Origin of the sequence: Streptomyces sp. NPDC007084 (assembly GCF_040703595.1) — a bacterium.
Taxonomy (GTDB): domain Bacteria; phylum Actinomycetota; class Actinomycetes; order Streptomycetales; family Streptomycetaceae; genus Streptomyces.
In genome coordinates this window covers 1-17,521 of sequence record NZ_JBEYFY010000008.1, presented here as the reverse complement: position 1 = coordinate 17,521, position 17,521 = coordinate 1, and the positions used below count along the sequence as shown (strand labels likewise).

Genomic DNA, 17,521 nt, shown 5'->3' with positions numbered 1-17,521 from the left:
CGGGGTCGGTCAGGCGGCGAGGTCCCGCTCCTCGGTGCCTCGGTCGCGCGCCCCCGGGACGAGCGTCTCCTGACCGGCGGGAGCGGCACCCCGCGCGCGGATGAGCCGTCCGGCGCGCGGCGACCGCTCCACGGCCTTCGCCACCGGGGTGAGCAGGGCCATGGCGAGCGGCGACAGCAGCAGGGCGACGGCGGTGCCGAGGGCGAAGCCGCCGATGACGTCCGTCGGGTAGTGCACGCCCATGTAGACGCGGCAGAACCCTTCGAGCAGCGCGAGCCCTATGCCGGCGAGCCCGAACTTGCGGTGGGCGACGAAGAGTCCGACGCCCACCGCCATGGTGAGCGTCGCGTGGTCGCTGACGAACGAGAAATCGTTCTTGCCGCCGATCAGGACGTCGAGGCCCTGGTGGTCGACGAAGGGCCGCGGGCGCTCCACGAAACCCCGTATCGGAACATTCACCAGGACGGCGATACCGGCCGCGAGCGGTGCCCAGACCAGGGCGGCCACGGAGGACGCGGCCTCGGCGCCGCCGCGCCGCCGGACGGTCCACCAGCAGCCGACGACCAGGAGGACCATCGCGAGGAGGATGCCCCACTCGCCGACGAACTCCATGACGCGGTCGAACCAGTGCGGCGCGTCCTTGGCCAGGCCATTGATGTCGTACAGCAGTCCGACGTCGGGGTTGGAACCGGATTCGGCGAGTCCAGCCATGGTGCTGCGGCCCCTTCGTCGTCTTTCCCGCGGTCGCGCCTTTTCGCGCGCCGCTCGATCCACCCCCGTGGTCGTAGAACAGGTTCTCTACGTGGAACAGGAACGCACAGTTCCCTCCGGCGGGTTCCGCACTCCACGGAACGATCACCCAGACGTTATCGAAGAGAGACACATCGCCGCAGCTCAGGGGGTGGGTTCAGCGCCGCTTCAGACCGACGTGGGCAATGCTTTCGCGCCATCTTCGGTCACTCGGGTGGCCCCGAAGTAATCGGGGGTGTCGATGGGATCGAAGCGGATGACGGCCCCCGTGCGGGGAGCGTCGATCATGTACCCGCCGCCCACGTAGATGCCCACGTGCCGGATGGCGCGCGAATCGGTGAGGTCGTCCGAGAAGAACACCAGGTCCCCGGGCAGGAGTTCGGCCCGCTTGGGGTGTGGTCCCGCGTTGTACTGGTCGTTGGCGACCCGGGGAAGACCGATCCCGGTGGACTCGAAGGCGGCCTTGGTCAGACCCGAGCAGTCGAAACGTCCGCCCTGGTCAGCGGTGCCGTTGCCGCCCCACAGATAGGGCGTGCCGAGCTTCTTCTGCGCGTACGTGATGGCGGCGGCGGCCTGCTTCGAGGGGTCGACCCGGGTCACCGGGGCGGCGAAGCTCCGCGCCAGCGTGGTGATCGTGCGCACGTAGTTCTGGGTCTCTTTGTACGGCGGCACGCCGTTGTGCTTGATGACCGCGTAGGCGCCCGCGTTGTAGGCGGCGAGCATGTTCTCGGTGGCGTCGCCGGGCGTGCCCTTCACATCGGAGGCGAGCCGGCAGTCGTACGTGGCGGCCGACGGAATCGCGTCATTCGGGTCCCATACGTCGCGGTCCCCGTCGCCGTCACCGTCCACTCCGTGCGTGGCCCAGGTGCCGGGAATGAACTGCGCTATCCCCTCGGCCTTCGCCGGGCTCTTGGCGTTCGGGTTGAACCCGCTCTCCTGATAGAGCTGGGCGGCGAGCAGCGCGGGATTGATCGCCGCGCAGAGATTGCCCCACTTCTGCACGAGCGGCTGGTACGCGGCGGGCACGGCGCCCTTGGCGAGTCCGACGGCCCCGCCGCCGATCCCGTTGGCGAGATTCCCGGCGACCATGTACACGCCGACGACGAGCAGCATCACGAAGCCGAGTCCCGCGCCGACGGCGGCGGTCGCCACGATCCACGCCTTACGCACCGTCAACCGCCCCTCACCGCACCGGAGTCCGCCGCGGTCAGTGTAGAGGCGGGTCCGGTGTACGGGGGAGATCGCGCACAGGCGGGCCGGGGTGTTCCGCCGGACGGCACCCGTGCGACGGGGGGGGGTGGTAGCCGGCCATGCCCCGCCGGACGGCACCCGTGCGACGGGGGGGTGGTGGCGGGCCGCGCCCCGCCGGACGGCACCCGTGCGACGGGGGGTGGTGGCGGGCCACGCCCGGAGAGGGTCAGGCGCCGTCCGGGGCGGCCGGCATCCGGAAGGGGCGCTATCCGGAACGGGCGCTATCCGGCCCGTTCGGCCTCGCGGTAAAGGTCGGCGGCTTCCGTCCCGAACACGGGGCTGTACGAGATGTCGTCGGTCTTCCCGCCCCGCTCGTGGCCGCCGATCACGCCGACGACCGCGCCGTCCCCGTTCACCCAGGGGCTGCCGCTGGTCCCGCCGGCGAAGTCGGGGCAGGCGACGCGCTGCTGGGCGCGGCTCGGCGCGGTGGGCTTGTCGGTGCAGGTGATGGCGGTCTCGGCCGTGCTGGGGTAGCCGGTGACGGTGACGGCGGTGGCCCCGGTGGCGCGGTGCGCGGCGAAGACGTTGCCGCCGCCCACGGCGTCCTCGGCCCTCTTTCCGTCCCGCTCGGCGAGCACGGCGAAGGCGACGTCGCTGTCCTCACTGTCTTCGGCCCGCCCGCCCTTCCACCCCTCGGGCAGGAACACGCTCCGGACGTCCCAGTACCCGAACGGCGCGCGCCCGTCCCGGTAGCCGGGCGCGAAGGACATCGCCCGGCCGCTGTCGAGGCAGTGGGCGGCGGTGAGGACGAGGTCCCGCCCCGCGCTGTGCACGACGGAGGCGGTGCAGAAGTGGCCGCCCGCGCCCTCGCTCGCCGCGTCCCCGTGGAACAGGGCGCCGACCCGGGCCGTACGGGCGTTCACGGCGGCCTGGACGGTCACGCCGAACGGTCCCGGCCCGTCGTCGGCCGCCGCCACCGAGGAGGACGTCACGGCCAGCAGCACGACCGCCGCCCCGAGCAGCGCGGGCCGCCGCCGGGCTCCGGGGTAAGGGGTGACGCGGGTGCGCTTCATCGCCTCTCACCTTGCCCCGAGCGGGTGAGCGAAACCTTGGACGAGTCCGAGTATCGCCTGAGACACCCCGGGCCGCCCGTCCGGCCTCCGAGAGCCCTGGAACCCCGGGCCAGGCGGCTCACCCACCCGGGTGAGCCACCCCTCCGGCACGGGCCCGCACGAGCTGCGCCGCCCGCCCCACGAGGACGCCCGGCCGGGGATACGGTGGCCGCGCACGTCCCGATCACGGACCCGGGGTCCGGACGCGGCGCGGCGAAGGCCCGCTCACACCCGGCCGGAGAGGAACACCACCGTTGACCGACATCCCCCCGGGCCTCGACTGGCTGCGGGCCGCGCCGGAGGGCGTGACCGGGCCGGGCCCCTGGATCGAGCTGGCCTTCGGCACGGACGGCCTGGTCCACCTCCGGGAGACCGGCGACCCGGAGAACGTCGTCACCACCACCCGCAGGAAATGGGACGCGTTCGTCCTGGGCGTACGCGCCGGCGAATTCGACCACCTGGTGGCCCGGACACCGGAGGAGAGCGCGTGAGCTGAGCCGACGGGAGCCCGTGGCCAGGCCGCCGAGACCCTGCGCGGGCTCGGCGCCCGGCTCCCCCCGGCCGGCTCAGCCCGACCTCTACTCGACCTCGGACTGGGGCTTGGATTCGGGCTCGGGCTCGGGCTCGGCGCCCGTGTACGCCGCCGTGGTCCGGTCCGCCGCGCCCCGGGCGCCGTCCTCCGGCTCACCGGCGGCCACGTTCGCCTCGTACCACCGCTCGCTGCTGCGCGTGATGAAGTCGCGGCCCTCGTCGGAGGACAGCCAGGCCATGCTGTCCTTGGGCTCCAGGAGGCCTCCCGGGGACCCGAGGTGCCCGGCCAGGCCCATCAGCCCGAGGTCCCAGCCGACGCCGACCGCGCCCGGCCCGAACTGCGCCCAGCGCTCGTCGTCGACGTGGGCGATGTGGTCGAGCCGGAAGCGGGTGCGCCCGTCCTCGGGGGTCAGCCGCACCTCGATCCAGCTCACGTCACCGCCGTACTCCCAGGTCGCGGCGAAGCTCTCGGGCGGCTCGCAGCGCTCGACGGTGCCGCCCGCGTTGCCCTCCAGCTGGTAGCCGCCGCCGAGCCGAAGCTCCCCGGAGACGGGCAGGAACCAGCGGGGGATGCGCTCGGCGCTGGTCACGGCGGCCCAGACCTCCTCGACCGGGGCGTCGTAGGCCTGACTCAGCGTCACCACCCGGGCCTCGCGCGCCTGGTACGCGCGCGTGCCGACGGTCCGCCGTACGGCGTCGATCTGATAGGTCACGTCGATCACGTCTGCTCCTCCTGCCGGCCTGCCCCTACGGGTCGCTCGTACAGGTTGCCCGTACGGGTCCCCCTTGTACTGGGGATAGCCTGCACATCATCGGATCGGCGCGCGCGTCCACCTCGCGCGGGCGCGGCGACCCGGGGAACACCGGCTCGACGGACCGTCAGAAGCGTTCCGTCGGCGCCGAGTCCGTTCGCACCGGCTCCCGCGAGCGCCGTAAAAGGGGATAACGACGGAACCACACGACAGGTTTCGCTCCCACTTCATTGCCCGGCGTGACCGGCCGTGATACACAGAGTGACCATACGACTCTTCGTATACCGCCGTACGCCTCCCGAGAGGGTCCCGCGTACGCCGGTGACAAGGGATTCGTACGAAACCCGCCAACCAATGACGTCAAGTCGACATACGAAGACGTCTTTGTCAGCGAGAATGGGCCCGACCTCTGCGCAGTGGCAGGGGGTGCAGAACTACCCACTAGGGGCGGTGACTTACATGCTTTTCGCAGCCGACAAGGGCGACATCAACACGATCATCGGCGGAATCGCCCCAGACTGGGGCCCCTTCGGCAGCCTGGGCAACGAAGCCAAGGTGATGGTCGAGGTGGTGATGGCGGTCGCCATCCTGCTGTGCCTCGGCATCGCGATCTGGGGAGCGGCCAAGCAGCGCATCGGCGCGACCGCCCTCCGCGACACCTTCAGCGCCGAACAGGGCAAGGGCCTCATCATCGCCGGGCTCACGGGAGTCTTCATCATCGGCTCCCTCGGCACGCTCTTCACCATCGTGTACGGCATGGCCGTGTAGCCCGGCCGGACCGCGCGCCGCAGCCGGCGCACCGTCAGTACCCGGCCGGGCGTGCCCGGATAGCCCGTCCCATGACCCACCCGTCCGTCGTGCCCACCGGCTGAGGTTGCGTTTCCCTGATGTCGAGTCATCACACCCCGCCCGCGCGGGAACCAGCACGGCTACCGTCGTACTACGGGGTTCAGCGAGAGGTTGAGGGGGCGTACGCGGCATGAGTCTCGGAGACGAACCCGGGTACGGCGACGCCTCGCGCGGCGAGGACAGGGGGTACGGCGGCTCCGGCCAGACCCGCACCCGCCTCCCCGACCGCCAGGGCGACGTCTACGGCGGCGCGCGCCGGGGCCGCGGGTCATCCTCCCGGAGCCTGATCACGGTCGTCGGCGTCGTCGTCCTGCTCGTCGCCGCGATCGCCTTCGCGAACCGCGGCGACGACACGCCGTCCGCGGGTGACCGGGGCGGCGACAAGGCGAGAACGTCCCCGACGGCCCCCTCCGGCGACCGCCCGGTGACCACAAGGTCCACGGGCATCCCGTCGGGCTTCCCCCACACGGGGGAGGGGGCACAGAGCGCGGCGGCGAACTACGCGGTGGCGCTAGGTTCCGCCGACATGTTCGACAAAGCCCGCCGGGACCAGATCCTGGCAACCGTGATCACGCCGTCCAAAGTGTCCGAGTTCGTGGCAACGCTGGACAAGGCGTACACCCCGCAGTTCAACAAGAACGTGGGCCTGAACGAGGACGGTTCCGCCCCGCAGGGCTACACGTTCGTCTCGCGCACGACGGCGATCGGCACCAAGGTCACCGCCTCGTCCGCCGACGCGGCGACCGTCGAGGTCTGGTGCAGCGGTCTGCTCGGCCTCGCGGGCGAGAACTCCACCAACCCGGTGACCAGCAGTTGGTTCACCATCACCATGACGCTGAACTGGACCGGCGGCGACTGGAAGATCGTCTCGCACTCGCAGAAGGACGGCCCGGCCCCCGTTCCGGGCGACGACCGGGCCTCCACCGCCGATGACATCGCGAAGGCCGTCGAGGAGTACGGAGGGTTCACGTATGCCCGCTAACCATCGCGTACTCAAGCTGACCGCCGCGCTGGGCGCGGTACAGGCCGTCGGCGTGCTGCTCGCCACGAGAGCGGTCGCCGCGCCCAAGCCGTCCCCCTCGCCGACCGGCGACGCCTGTGGACTGATCCACGGCCCCGCCAAGAACTACTGCGAGGGCGACAACAGCGGCGGAGGAAAAACCGGCCTGACCGGTGACGGCCTCGGCTCCACCCTCGACCCCCTCTCCTCCCTGGCCAAGGGCTGCGCCGACGCCGCCTCCTGGACCGTCGACAAGCTCTCTGCCGCCGTGAACGACACCGCCAACGTCGACTTCACGAACCCCAAGTTCCTCCAGCAGTACGCCGTCGTCTTCGCGGCCTCCACGATCCTGACCCTGCTGCTGTGGCTGCTGGCCGTGGCCAAGCGGGCCGTGCGGGGTGTCCCCCTCGGCACGGCCCTGTCCGAGGCGATCGGGTTCCTCTGGCTCACCGTGCTGGCCTCCGCGTTCACCCCGCTGATCCTCTACACCGTCGTATCCGCCACGGACGGCGTGACGCAGGTGCTCGCCAAGACCACCGGCAACCAGACGGACACGTTCTTCGGCACGTTCTCCGGCGCCCTCGGCAAGGGCGACAACATCGGCGGCGGCCCGATCATGCTGATCGTCGTCTCGCTGGTCTCGATCCTCGCCGCCGGCGTCCTCTGGCTGGAGCTGGTCATCCGGGCCGCCCTGCTCTACGTGGGCGCCCTGCTCGGCACCGTCGTCTACGCGGGCCTCGTCGACAAGAACCTGTGGGGCCACGTCCGCCGCTGGGCGGGCATCATGATCGCGGTGATCATGGTGAAACCGGTCATCGTGATCGTGCTCGGCCTCGCCGGAGCCCTCAGCTCCGACAACGGCCCCGACGCGTTCTCCGCCGTCGTCTCCGGCCTCGCCATCATCCTGCTCGCCATCTTCGCCAGCGCGATGATCTACCGCTTCGTACCGGGCTTCGGCGACGAGATCGCCGGCTCCCGCAACAACCGCATCATGCAGGGCGCCGAAGGCAAGGCAGCCGCCGTCATCAGCTCCCCGGCGACCATGGTCGCCCAGGGCATCAAGACGCACAGCGCCCGCGCGGACAACAACGGTGGCGGAGGCGGAGGCAGCCAGCCCCGCCCCGCCAACCCCGCGTCCGGTGGTGTGGCCGCGCACAGCAGTCGTACGCCGAACGGAGGCGGCGGATCTGTCCCCTCCGCCGCACCCCCACCGCGTAGCAGCCCGGTCAACACCCCGCACGCGAGCAGCACCCGCAACAGCAGCGCCAACAGCACGGGAGGTGAAGGGCGTTGACGACCGAGTCCCACGTGTCCCACGCGGTCACGCCCCGCCGTACATATCTGATCGGCCGCGCCCGGCCGAACGCGATCGTCGGCCGCAACCGCGAGTCCGGCGAGATCGCGCTCATCATCGCGGGCGCGTTCCTCGGCATGATGTGCGGGCTGATCGTCCCGGTCCTGTCCCTGCGGATCGTGCTCCTGATGGGCTTCCCGCTGCTCGCGCTCGCCGCGGTGTACGTCCCCTACAAGCGGCGCACGTTCTACAAGTGGTTCGAGATCAACCGCAGTTACAAGCGGAACCTGCGCAAGGGCACCACCTACCGCAGCCAGGCGATGGAGGCCGGCGTCCGGCTCGACGGCAAGGAGGTCGAGATCGGCCCGCCACCCGGCATCGGCCGGATCTCCTGGCTCGCCGCCCCCTTCGGCCCCGACGAGATCGCCGTCCTGCTGCACGCCGACCGGCGCACCGTCACCGCCGCCATCGAGATCGAGGGACCCGGCGTCGGCCTGCGCGACAGCGAGGACCAGGAAGCCCTGGTCGACCGCTTCGGCACCCTGCTCAAGCACGTGGCGAACGGCGACGGCTTCGTCACCCGCATCCAGATGCTCGCCCGCACCCTCCCCGCCGACCCCGACGCCCACGCCAAGGACGTCTCCCAGCGCGGCGACGACAAGGCCCCCGGCTGGCTCCAGCAGTCCTACGACCAGCTCCAGTCGATGGTGTCCACCAGCAGCGAGCAGCACCGCGCCTACCTCGTCGCCTGCATGCACTACTCGCGCGAACTCGCCGCCGAGGCCCAGGCCATGGCCCGCGCCGCCCGCCCGCAGGGCGGCCGCAAGCTCGACCGGGACGCCGGCCTCGCCGTGGTCATGGCGCGCGAGCTGACCGACATCTGCTCCCGGCTCCAGGAAGCCGACATCCGCGTACGGCAGCCGCTCGGTCAGGGCCGGCTCGCCTCCCTCGTGCACTCGATGTACGACCCGGACCACCCGATCGACCACATCCAGGCCATGACCAAGCGCAACGCCTGGCCGGCCGAGCTGGACGCCATGGAGCCGACCTACCTCCAGGCGAAGACCCGCGAGTCCTCCACCCGCGCACCCTGGTGCCACTCCACGGCCTGGGTGAAGGAGTGGCCGATGACCCCGGTGGGCGTCAACTTCCTCGCCCCGCTCCTCGTCCACACCCCGGACGTCATCCGCACGGTCTCCGTGACGATGGACCTCGAACCCACCGAGATCGCCATCGAGCGCATGCTGACCGAGAAGACGAACGACGACGCCGAGGCCAGCCGCGCCGCCAAGATGAACCGCACCGTCGACCCCCGCGACATCGCCTCGCACAACCGGCTCGACCAGCGCGGCGAGGACCTCGCGAGCGGCGCGGCGGGCGTCAACCTCGTCGGCTACATCACGGTGTCCTCCCGCAGCCCCGAGGCGCTCGCGCGCGACAAGCGCACCATCCGCGCCTCGGCCGGCAAGTCGTACCTGAAGCTGGAGTGGTGCGACCGCGAGCACCACCGGGCCTTCGTCAACACACTGCCGTTCGCCACCGGAATCCGCAGGTAGGGGCTGATGCACTGATGCGGGATCCGCTGTCCATCGCTACCGACGCCTTCACGTCCTTCCTCTTCGGCAAGGTCGAGACGACCCGGCTCCCGGTCCGCACCTCCACCGGACAGGCCCAGGCCGTCTACCTCCCGACCGCCGCACCCGGCCTCGGCGACTCGGGCGTCATCATCGGCCGCGAGGTGTACTCCGGGAAGGGCTACATCTACGACCCCTTCCAGCTCTACGGTCAGCAGCTCCCCGCCCCGCACTGGCTGGTCCTCGGCGAGTCCGGCAACGGGAAGTCGGCCCTGGAGAAGACGTACGTCCTGCGCCAGCTCCGCTTCCGCGACCGCCAGGTCGTCGTCCTGGACGCCCAGGGCGAGGACGGCGTCGGCGAGTGGAACCTGATCGCGGAGGAGCTGGGGATAACCCCCATCCGGCTCGACCCGACGGCCGCCCTCGACATGGGCATCCGGCTCAACCCGCTCGACCCCGCGATCACCACGACGGGCCAGCTCGCCCTGCTGCGCACGATCATCGAGGTCGCCATGGGCCACAGCCTGGACGAGCGGTCCGGCTTCGCCCTGAAGGTCGCGCACGCCTACGTCAACGAGACGATCGTGGAGCGCCAGCCCGTCCTGACCGACATCGTGGAGATGCTGCGCCACCCCGAACCGGAGTCGGCCGAGGCGATGAACGTCGCCATAGACGACGTACGGGCCTGGGGCCTGGACGTCGCCCTCGTCCTGGACCGGCTGGTCGACGGTGACCTGCGGGGCATGTTCGACGGTCCGACCACGGTCGGCATCGACCTGGACGCCCCGCTGATCGTCTTCGACCTCTCCCACATCGACCGGAACTCCATCGCCATGCCGATCCTGATGGCGATCGTCGGCGTGTGGCTGGAGCACACCTGGATCCGGCCCGACCGCAAGAAGCGCATCTTCCTGGTGGAGGAGGCGTGGCACATCATCAACAGCCCGTTCGTCGCGCAGCTCTTCCAGCGGCTGCTGAAGTTCGGGCGGCGCCTCGGCCTGTCCTTCGTGGCGGTCGTCCACCACCTGTCCGACGTCGTGGACGGAGCGGCGGCGAAGGAGGCCGCCGCGATCCTGAAGATGGCGTCGACCAGAACGATCTACGCCCAGAAGGCCGACGAGGCACGGTCGACGGGCCGGGTCCTCGGCCTGCCCCGCTGGGCGGTGGAGATCATCCCGACGCTCACCCCGGGCATCGCGGTCTGGGACGTCAACGGCAACGTCCAGGTGGTCAAACACCTCATCACCGAGACCGAACGGCCACTGGTCTTCACCGACCGGGCGATGACCCAGTCGTCCGCCGACCTCGCCTCGGACGACGCGATGCGCGCCGCCGAACTGGAGGCCGAGGAGCGCGCGGCGGCCTTCATGGAGCAGCACCTCAGCGATCTCGACGGCTCCTCCGAGTCCACGGTGGCGTGAGGCGGAGTGCGATGAGACCGGACGACCGGCACGGCCCCCGCCGCGAGGGGGAGGGCGGCATCCCCGACGGACTGCTGATCGGGGTGCTCGGCTTCCTCCTCGGCATGACCCTGATGGTGTGGACGGCGACCGGCCTCGCGGGCCTGTTCTCCCGCGGCGGCTGGCCGGACGCGGTCACCTTCCCGCGTACGCCGCTGGCGATGCGGCACCTGATCGGCTCACCGCACGACATGCCGGGCGCCTGGCCCGACACCCCCGCCGCCCAGTTGTCCGGCTACGGGCTCTTCTGGGGGCTGTTCATCGGCCAGTTGATGGTCCTGCTGGTCCTCACCGTGTTCGTGATGGGCACGGTGGCCCGCTGGCGCGCGGGCCGGGCCCGCAGACGCGCGGAGGCACGGGCGGCGGCGAAGACGGGCGCCATCGGCCCGGTGGTGCCGTCGGCCAGGACGGAACAGGGGACGTGGACGGAGCAGCGCCCCCCGGCGGACAGCCACGCCCCCGGCCCGGCCCAGCCGCCCTCGGCCCAGCAGCCACCGCCCGGCGAGACGCCTCACACACCTCACACGCCCTACACGCCCTATACGGCGTCCACGGCAGCCGCGTTCTCAGCCGCGGAGGCGCCCCCGGGAGCCGGTACGAGCCCGGGTGCGGGCCCGGGCCCGGGTGCAGGCCCGGCTACGGGGCCGGGCGCGGCCCCAGGTACGGGTACGGGTGCGGGCGCGGCGGCCACGGCGGCCACGATGTGGGCGGGCGGCCGGGAGGCGGCGCCCACGGACGGCGCGGCCCCGCTGACCACGACCCCGGCCCAGCCGAAACAGGCCTGGGAGAACACCCACGCGGTCGTCCTGGCCACGGCCGAGGCCCGCCGGCCCACTGCGTCCCAGGCCGTACGCGACGCCGAGGGACCCGCGCTCGTGGTCACCTCCGACCCGCGCGTCTGGTCGGAGACCAAGGACGCCCGCGCCAAACTGGGCCCCGTCCTGCTCTACGACCCCACGCACCTGTGCGACACCCCGGCCCGGCTCCACTGGTCGCCCGCGGCGGGCTGCCAGGACAAGGAGACGGCCGCCGCCCGGGCGAGCGCCCTCCTCGCCGCCGTACGCCCCACCGCGAAGGTCGACCAGGCGATGGCCGACGTCGCCGAAACGCTCCTGCGCAGCTATCTGCACGCGGCGGCCGTCGAGGGCAAGGCCTTCCGCCATGTGCACCGCTGGGCCCAGGGCACCCAGGTCCAGGACGCCGTACGGGCCCTGCGCACCAACCCCAAGTCCGCGCCGGGCGCCGCCGGCGAACTGGAGGCGGCGCTCACCTCGCACCCCGAACGCCGGGACATCGCACAGGAGTTGACGGCACGGGCGCTCTCCTCGTTCGGCACGGTCAACATCCGGGAATCGTGCACCCCGAACCGAACTGACAGCCTCACCCTGGATTCCTTCGTGGACGAAGGGGGCACGCTTTATGTGATCGGCGAACCCATCGAGGACCCCAAGGCGAACCCCGGCGCGATGCCGCTCCTGACGGCCCTCGCCTCAAGCGTGGTCGAGCGTGGCCGGCGCATGGCCGAACGGTCATCCTCCGGTCGCCTCGACCCACCACTCACCCTCGTCCTGGACGACGTGGCAGCCGTGGCCCCCCTCCCCCAGCTCCCCGACCTCCTCACCACAGGCCCCACCCGAGGCCTCCCCACCCTGGCCCTCCTCCGCTCCCGAGAACAACTCCGCGCCCGCTGGCCGTCGTACGAGCTGCCGGACTGAGGGGAAGACCCCTCGCGGCGCACGGCCACCAGGAGAGCCGACCGTCACTGAAACGAGAGGCTGACCGAGGCCGGCAGAGCATCGGCTCCCCGGATCCGGTCACCCGGCACACCGACGAAGACCACCCGCAGCCCGGACAGGGCAGCGAGCGGGCTGACGTCGATATCCCCTTCCGCGTGCATGTCTCCGAGGAATTCGCAGAACTCCAATGCCGGAAATGCCGACGGCAGCCGGTGCACCGCGGCCTGGATCACCCGCTCACCACCGCCGCCGGAGAGGGACAGGCCGGTGACCGACTCCAAGACCGCGTCGGGGGCGAGCGATTCCAGCGAATCCGCCGTCACGCTGAGGTCCCTGAGGTGCGGTAGCGCGCCGATCTCCCGCCAGTCGGCGGGCGAGGCCGGAGCGGACGTCCTGCACAGTTCCAGCTCCGCGATCTCGGTAAAGCGGCTCAGACCGGCGAGTCCGCCGTCCGGGGTGGCTTCGCCACCGACCCGCAGACTCCGCAACGGGGCCTCGGAGTTGAGGTCATGCGCAGACCATCGCAAGCCTGGTGCCCCGCCGACCGCCAGCGACTCCAGCCGGGACAGTCGCCCGAGCGCACTCAGATCGGTGTCCGCGCGCAACCTGCGAAGGGCGAGGTCGCGCAGGCCGAGCCCCTCGACTCCGTGGAGCCCCAGAAGATCGGAGCAGTCCCGGACGAGCAACGAGGTCAACTCGGTCTGGCCTGACACGCATCCCAGATCCGCCACTCTGCTCAGGCTCAGCCGACCGACGCGCCAGTGCGAGAGGCACAGGGTCAGCGCCTCCGCGGTGACGGCGCCCCTGACGTCCAGGCTCTCCGGGGTGAGCCCGAGACGCCGAAGATGACCGAGCTGCTCATCGCTGTGGACGGTGTAGGTCAGATCGTCCGGCTTCAGCCGCGCGATGATCTCGTCCGCGTACTGTCGGCTGTCGAAGCGGTACCAGGCCCAGATGAGTTGGGCGCGCACCGGGATGAAGGCGTGGTCGACAAACCGTGCCAGAAAGGCGACGGCTGCTTCGGACGTGATGTGTGACGCGGCGATGACCGTGCAGAGGGCAGCCACCTTGTCGTCTAGCTCCTCGGGCCCCGGCAGCAGATGGAGGAGCAACGGGCCGACTTCCGCCAGTGCTCGGGCCTCCTCCTCGCTCCTCGGCGGAATGAGAGTGGCGGTGGACCGCTCCACGGCAGCGCGCACGGACGGGCTGAGAGAGGTCGCGTGCTCCAGGCACGCGGCCGCCATCAGGTAGATACGGGTCTGCACCCTCCGGTCCGTCGCTCCCTCTCCCCTGCTGAGCAGTTCCTCGAAGATCGCCTCGCGCTCGCGGGGCCGGGCAAGTGCGACGGCCATGCGGAGTACGTCCTCCCACTGGTCGTCGTCCGCGTGCTCCACGAGCAGACCGAAGTCCCCCTCCTCCACGGCGGCCCGGGCGCCGAGGAAGTCCTGAAAGGTTCGGTGGACGAAGTCCACGGTGTCGGGGGCGGGTTCACGCAGCAGACCACTGCGCTCAAGAAGATGGTCGAAGACGGCCGGTGCCCCGCCCAGCTCGGCCACCTCGGGAATGGCCGGCAGCACGCGGCCGATGATCGCCTCGGCTCGGGTGCGATCCATCTCCGTACGGCCGTTCTTGATCAGCCAGTAGGCCAGCAACTGAAGTACCTCAAGCTGCGGCTCCTCGCGTAGTGCCGGGACGTTCATGTCCCGCTCCCGGTCCCTGCGAGTGAGCAGCATCGACAGGGCGGCCTCGTACAAGTCCTTGCGCCCATGGGGGAGATAGCCGCGCCGGTCGCGGTGGAGCGCACAGATCAACCCGCACATGAGGGGGTTGGTGGCCAGCCGCGCCAGGTCCGGCTGTGTCCGGACAGCGGTCAGGAGCTGGGCCTCGTACCGGTTCAGCTCACCGCCGTCGTCCGCGCCGGTCCGGGCCGCGGCGTGCCATCGCTCGATGAAGGTGGCGATGTCCGCCGGACCCATCGCGGAGAGCGTCAGCTCGGCGAAGCCGTCACCGAACAGCCAGCGATGGTCCACCGCTGACGGCCTGGAGGTGACCAGCCAGCGGTTCTCCCCGTCGTACGTCTCGATCAGGTCCCGCAGCCATCTGCGGGCCCGCTCCCGCTCGGGTTCGGGAACCTCGTCAATGCCGTCGACAAGGACCAGTCCGCGTCCGGCGCTGAGAACCCGGTCTTCCCAGCCGTCGGGCTGAGCGCCGGCCAGCGGACAGCCGGTCGCGGAGAGGAAGTCGCGGGGGCTGGGCAGCGGACCGCCGTGCCGGGTCAGCGTGCGGAGTGGAAGAACGAACGGCACCCGGTCATAGAGATACGCCAACCGGTCGGGCAGGTCCCCCCGGGCCGCGGTGACGGTCAGCCACTGCACGAGCGTGGTCTTCCCGGAACCGGCCTCACCCCGCAGCAGCACTCGGTGGCTGGTTGCGAGGACCTGATCGGCAGGCTGCGGAGTACCGAATGCGAACAGAAAGAGCTTCCGCGCCACCTGAAGGCCGTCGACCCGCAGCCGGTTGGTCACATAGACCTCGCTACTCCCAGCGAGGTCCTCCTGCATCTCAGCGATGAGCCGCCTCAGTTCGCTCTTGGACTCCTCCGTCGGTGGGTACAGAGGCAGGTGGCCACTCGAGGATGCCGGCATCTGGATGTAAGTCGGTTCCAACGACTCGGCGACAGACTGTCGATCACCACGAATCCACTGAGCTGTCCCTGTCGCCTCCAGGTTCAGATACGCCACGTCCAAGGGCCACCGCGTGGGCGACCTGCTCAGGTCGATCCCATAGATCGTGAGTTTGCTGTGCTTCTTGCGCAGATGCTCCAGGTATCGCTGCTCGAAGGCGGCGTCCTCACCCCCGGGCAGCGGGTTCCGTCGAATCAACTCATCTACCTTGGCGACAAGTTGGTCGACCTGACGCGCCTGCTCCACCATGGCGTGCGCGACAAAGGTCGACCGCTGCGTGAAGAACTGCAGGATGTGCAGACAGGCCGTGTCGACCAAGCGCTCGTAGAAATACGTCGCCTCCGCGCTCAGCTGCCGCTCCGGCCGGTCCCCGGCGCGCCGCAGCTCCCGTGCGAATGCCTCGTGCCCGAGCCGTACGGCGTCCAGATCGGTGAGGGTGAGGTCGCCGAGGGCGTGGAGCGTGGCCCCGAGGGCGTCGGCGACGGCCTGCTCCTCGTCGGGCGCGACGGGCCGCTCCCCCGTACGCAGGCTCTGCCGCACCAGCTTGGCCGCGAGTTCCCGGACGTCCGCCTCGGTGAGAGACCGCTTCTCCCCCTTGAAGGACACATACCCCGAGATCCGGACCGGCTTGTCGACCAGCCCGGCACCGGGCCCCTCGGTGACGAACAGCTTCTTCACGAGGGGACCGACGGCGGCCGAGGCCAACCTCGCTCCCACAGCACCGAGTTCCACGTACGCCCCCCAATACGGCTACGGTCCCTGCTCCCGGGATCCTAGGCCGCGCCACCCGCACCCGGAGATCGTTCCCTCACTCCCCCCGGGTGATCACGAACTCCCGCTCCAGCTCCCCGGTCCCGCCGGGCATCGGCACGCTCTTCCCGGTGGGACGGAACCCGGCCTTGCGGTAGAACGCCTCGGCCCGGCTGTTCTTCTCATGGACGAAGAGCCGCACGCGCTTCAGCCCGATCCCCCAGGCCCACACGAGAGCCGCGTCGAAGAGCGCCCGGGTCACCCCGGCCGCGCTCCCCCGGTGCTCGGGCCGCACGAAGACACCCACCAGATGCGCCTGGCTCTCCTCGGTGACCTGCCCGAACGGGTCCACCGACCCGGCCTCCTCGACCAGCACGGTCACCGACCCGTCCCACACCCCGTCCTCCCCGACCGCCACGAACTGCTGGCGGTCCACGACCCCCACCGCGGCCCCGGCCGTCCGCTCCTTCCAGTAGGCGTCGGGCTTCGCGGCCGCGTCCTCATAGGTCTCCAGGAAGGCGAGATGAGCGACCGGGTCACGCAGCGCGTCGAGCCTGAGCTGCTTCACCTGCCGCCACTCGTCGGGCCATATGGAACGGATCACGTGGTTCATGACGGTCACCGTAGTACGGGCCTACGACAACGCTCACCCGGATATCCCCCGGAGATCCGCCGGAGATCCGCCGAGATCCACCCTGCCGAACACCCCGCCCCGGGTCCCCGTCATGCTCTTCCCTTGTACGCAGTTTCAGCCAACAACCGCTACGGCGACGGCTCGTCAGGGAGAAGCACCGCATGCCCAAGGTCCAGCTAGAGGAACTCCGCAACGTCATCCATCCCGAGGGCAAGCTGGACAGCAGGGCCGAACACTGGGCCGGCCGCCTCTATATGAGGTCCCTGTCCCTCCGCGTGACCCTCCGCCTGGTCGACGCCCGGATCTCCCCGAACCAGATCACCGTCATCATGGTGGCCGCCGGTGTCCTCTCCGGAGTCGCCCTGATCCTGCCGGGCCTCGGCGGCGCGGTCCTGTCCGTCCTCTTCATGCAGCTCTACCTGCTGCTGGACTGCGTGGACGGTGAAGTGGCCCGCTGGCGCCGCCAGTTCAGCCCGCTCGGCGTCTACCTCGACCGCCTCGGCGCCTATCTGGCCGACGCCGCCGTCATGGTCGGCATGGGCATCCGCGCCGCCCAGCTCGGCCTGGATCTCTACCTGGTGGCCGGCCTGGCCGCAGCGATCGGCGTCCTGCTCCTGAAGTCCTCCTCGGACCTCGTCCACGTGGCCCGCTCGGACAGCGGCATGGAGAAGGCGACCGACCAGTCCGTCGTCCCCCGCTCCACGGGCCTCGCCCGCGTCCGCCGGCTCGCCTCCGCGGTGGGCCTGCACCGCCTGGTCAACGGCATCGAGTGCACCCTGCTGCTGCTCGTCACCGCCGTCATCGACCTCGCCCTCGGCGACCTGACCGCCACCCGCATCGCCACGATCGCCGTGACGGCGATCGTCTGGCTCCTGGTGCCGGCCCACATCGTCTCGATCGTGGCGTCGTCCCGCCTGAAGTAGACGAGGGAACGAAGTAGGCGAGGGAACGGAACAACAAAGCAAAATGGGGCGGTCTCCGAATGGAGACCGCCCCCCTTTCCGGACCTGATACCCCAGACCCGTAAATTCCGAACCTGATACCCCAGACCCGTAAACGCAGAAAACCCCCGTACCGGTATCCCCGGCACGGGGGTTTTCTCAAAAATTGTTCGGCGGCGTCCTACTCTCCCACAGGGTCCCCCCTGCAGTACCATCGGCGCTGTAAGGCTTAGCTTCCGGGTTCGGAATGTAACCGGGCGTTT

General features: G+C 70.6%; 14 protein-coding genes and 1 rRNA gene. 8 read left to right on the top strand and 7 right to left on the bottom strand.

What is annotated here, in order from left to right; genetic code table 11:
* Positions 1 to 9: 9 nt before the first annotated feature.
* The 3 genes from AB0912_RS09745 to AB0912_RS09735 form a co-directional block, all read right to left on the bottom strand.
* Entirely contained in the window at positions 10 to 711 is a 702-nt protein-coding gene (locus tag AB0912_RS09745; protein WP_366697545.1) for a phosphatase PAP2 family protein, read from the bottom strand.
* A 207-nt stretch (positions 712 to 918) separates the two neighbouring features.
* Positions 919 to 1,920, bottom strand: coding sequence for a bifunctional lytic transglycosylase/C40 family peptidase (locus tag AB0912_RS09740; protein ID WP_366697892.1), 1,002 nt, complete (start codon positions 1,918 to 1,920; stop codon positions 919 to 921).
* A 302-nt stretch (positions 1,921 to 2,222) separates the two neighbouring features.
* Complete coding sequence (locus AB0912_RS09735) at positions 2,223 to 3,014, bottom strand: trypsin-like serine protease (RefSeq protein WP_366697543.1); 792 nt, start codon at positions 3,012 to 3,014, stop codon at positions 2,223 to 2,225.
* A gap of 293 nt (positions 3,015 to 3,307) precedes the next feature.
* On the opposite strand from AB0912_RS09735, the gene AB0912_RS09730 reads away from it, so the two are divergent.
* Positions 3,308 to 3,544 (top strand): DUF397 domain-containing protein, encoded by a 237-nt coding sequence (locus tag AB0912_RS09730; protein ID WP_366697540.1) that lies wholly within the window; start codon positions 3,308 to 3,310, stop codon positions 3,542 to 3,544.
* An 87-nt stretch (positions 3,545 to 3,631) separates the two neighbouring features.
* Here the strand turns inward: AB0912_RS09730 and AB0912_RS09725 are convergent, their stop codons facing one another.
* The gene (locus tag AB0912_RS09725; protein ID WP_366697538.1) at positions 3,632 to 4,306 is read right to left on the bottom strand and encodes an SRPBCC family protein; all 675 of its coding nucleotides are present in this window, start codon (positions 4,304 to 4,306) and stop codon (positions 3,632 to 3,634) included.
* 489 nt (positions 4,307 to 4,795) lie between these two features.
* Here AB0912_RS09725 and AB0912_RS09720 point away from each other — a divergent pair, with 489 nt between their 5' ends.
* The 6 genes from AB0912_RS09720 (at position 4,796) to AB0912_RS09695 (ending at position 12,228) form a co-directional block, all read left to right on the top strand.
* The gene (locus tag AB0912_RS09720) at positions 4,796 to 5,104 is read left to right on the top strand and encodes a hypothetical protein (protein ID WP_037622434.1); all 309 of its coding nucleotides are present in this window, start codon (positions 4,796 to 4,798) and stop codon (positions 5,102 to 5,104) included.
* A 211-nt stretch (positions 5,105 to 5,315) separates the two neighbouring features.
* On the top strand, positions 5,316 to 6,167 hold the full coding sequence (locus AB0912_RS09715; protein ID WP_366697536.1) for a hypothetical protein: 852 nt from the start codon (positions 5,316 to 5,318) through the stop codon (positions 6,165 to 6,167).
* Positions 6,157 to 7,479, top strand: coding sequence for a hypothetical protein (locus AB0912_RS09710; protein WP_366697534.1), 1,323 nt, complete (start codon positions 6,157 to 6,159; stop codon positions 7,477 to 7,479). Before AB0912_RS09715 ends, AB0912_RS09710 begins: the two co-directional genes overlap by 11 nt.
* On the top strand, positions 7,476 to 9,035 hold the full coding sequence (locus AB0912_RS09705; RefSeq protein WP_366697532.1) for an SCO6880 family protein: 1,560 nt from the start codon (positions 7,476 to 7,478) through the stop codon (positions 9,033 to 9,035). Before AB0912_RS09710 ends, AB0912_RS09705 begins: the two co-directional genes overlap by 4 nt.
* A 14-nt stretch (positions 9,036 to 9,049) precedes the next feature.
* Entirely contained in the window at positions 9,050 to 10,474 is a 1,425-nt protein-coding gene (locus AB0912_RS09700) for an ATP-binding protein (protein ID WP_366697530.1), read from the top strand.
* Positions 10,475 to 10,485: 11 nt separating this feature from the next.
* Complete coding sequence (locus tag AB0912_RS09695; RefSeq protein WP_366697528.1) at positions 10,486 to 12,228, top strand: type IV secretory system conjugative DNA transfer family protein; 1,743 nt, start codon at positions 10,486 to 10,488, stop codon at positions 12,226 to 12,228.
* A 44-nt stretch (positions 12,229 to 12,272) separates the two neighbouring features.
* Here AB0912_RS09695 and AB0912_RS09690 read toward each other — a convergent pair whose 3' ends face one another.
* Both AB0912_RS09690 and AB0912_RS09685 read right to left on the bottom strand, forming a co-directional pair.
* Positions 12,273 to 15,611: an NACHT domain-containing protein gene (locus tag AB0912_RS09690; protein WP_366697526.1), complete on the bottom strand. Its 3,339-nt coding sequence runs from the start codon at positions 15,609 to 15,611 to the stop codon at positions 12,273 to 12,275.
* Between the two features lie 130 nt (positions 15,612 to 15,741).
* The gene (locus AB0912_RS09685) at positions 15,742 to 16,296 is read right to left on the bottom strand and encodes a GNAT family N-acetyltransferase (RefSeq protein ID WP_366697524.1); all 555 of its coding nucleotides are present in this window, start codon (positions 16,294 to 16,296) and stop codon (positions 15,742 to 15,744) included.
* Between the two features lie 182 nt (positions 16,297 to 16,478).
* Here AB0912_RS09685 and AB0912_RS09680 point away from each other — a divergent pair, with 182 nt between their 5' ends.
* A complete protein-coding gene (locus AB0912_RS09680) occupies positions 16,479 to 17,240 on the top strand; it encodes a CDP-alcohol phosphatidyltransferase family protein (protein WP_366697522.1) in 762 nt (253 codons plus the stop codon).
* A gap of 186 nt (positions 17,241 to 17,426) precedes the next feature.
* Here AB0912_RS09680 and rrf read toward each other — a convergent pair.
* Positions 17,427 to 17,521: ribosomal RNA gene (rrf, locus tag AB0912_RS09675) — 5S ribosomal RNA — on the bottom strand; the annotation flags it as partial.